Origin of the sequence: Burkholderia sp. Ac-20392 (genome assembly GCF_017104585.1) — a bacterium.
Taxonomy (GTDB): Bacteria; Pseudomonadota; Gammaproteobacteria; order Burkholderiales; family Burkholderiaceae; genus Burkholderia; species Burkholderia lata.
In genome coordinates, this window is the sequence record NZ_JAAGPB010001018.1 from 1 (window position 1) to 1,163 (window position 1,163).

A 1,163-nucleotide genomic window follows, 5' to 3' on the forward strand; every position below is an offset into this window, starting at 1 on the left:
TGGCGGCCAAGGGCGCTCGCAAGCCGGCCGCCAAGCGCGAAGGTGCGGCCAAGGCCCAGGGCAGCCAGGGCGGCCAGGGTCGTCGCAGCAGCGCACCGAAGGCTGAGGGCGGTGCGGCAAAGGTGGAAGGCGATGCGTCCCAGGACGAACTGTTCGCCTACGTGACGTCGCCGGCATTCGACGCGGACAACTCCGCGGGCGGTAGCGGCGTGCGTGCGCCGATGCTGCGTCGCGGTCGCAGCCAGCCGGCGAACAAGCGCGTGCTGTCGCCGGACGACGACGCGCCGAAGCTTCACAAGGTGCTGGCGGAAGCGGGCATGGGCTCGCGCCGCGAAATGGAAGAACTGATCGTCGCCGGCCGCGTGTCGGTGAACGGCGAGCCCGCGCACATCGGCCAGCGCATCATGCCGACCGACCAGGTGCGAATCAACGGCAAGCCGGTCAAGCGCAAGCTGCCGAACAAGCCGCCGCGCGTGCTGCTGTACCACAAGCCGACGGGCGAGATCGTCAGCCATGCGGATCCGGAAGGCCGTCCGTCGGTGTTCGACCGCCTGCCGCCGATGAAGACGGCGAAATGGCTCGCGGTGGGCCGCCTCGACTTCAATACCGAAGGTCTGCTGATGCTGACGACTTCGGGCGACCTCGCAAACCGCTTCATGCATCCGCGCTACAGCGTCGAGCGCGAGTACGCAGTGCGCGTCGTCGGCGAGCTGGCTGAAGGCATGCGACAAAAGCTGCTGCATGGCGTCGAGCTCGATGACGGCCCGGCGAACTTCCTGCGCATCCGCGACGGCGGCGGCGAAGGCACGAACCACTGGTATCACGTCGCGCTGGCCGAAGGCCGCAACCGTGAAGTGCGCCGGATGTTCGAGGCGGTCGGCCTGATGGTGAGCCGCCTGATCCGTACGCGTCACGGCCCGATTCCGCTGCCGCGCGGCTTGAAGCGCGGTCGCTGGGAGGAGCTCGACGACGCGCAGGTGCGCAAGCTGATGGCGACCGTCGGTCTGAAGGCGCCGTCCGAGGAGAAGGGTAAGCGCGGCAGCGGCGCCGGCCAGGCCGAGCGTCGCCAGCCCGATCCGATGCAGACGTCGATGGGCTTCATCGGCCGTGAGCCGGTGCTGACGGCGCACGGGCAGCTGGATCAGCCGCGTCGTGGCGGTGGT

1 protein-coding gene is annotated in these 1,163 nt (G+C 69.3%); it reads left to right on the forward strand.

The features are described 5' to 3' along the window. Positions 1 to 1,163, forward strand: a 1,163-nt coding sequence (rluB, locus tag G3N99_RS40530) for a 23S rRNA pseudouridine(2605) synthase RluB (protein ID WP_206125233.1), incomplete at both ends; no start/stop codon positions are given.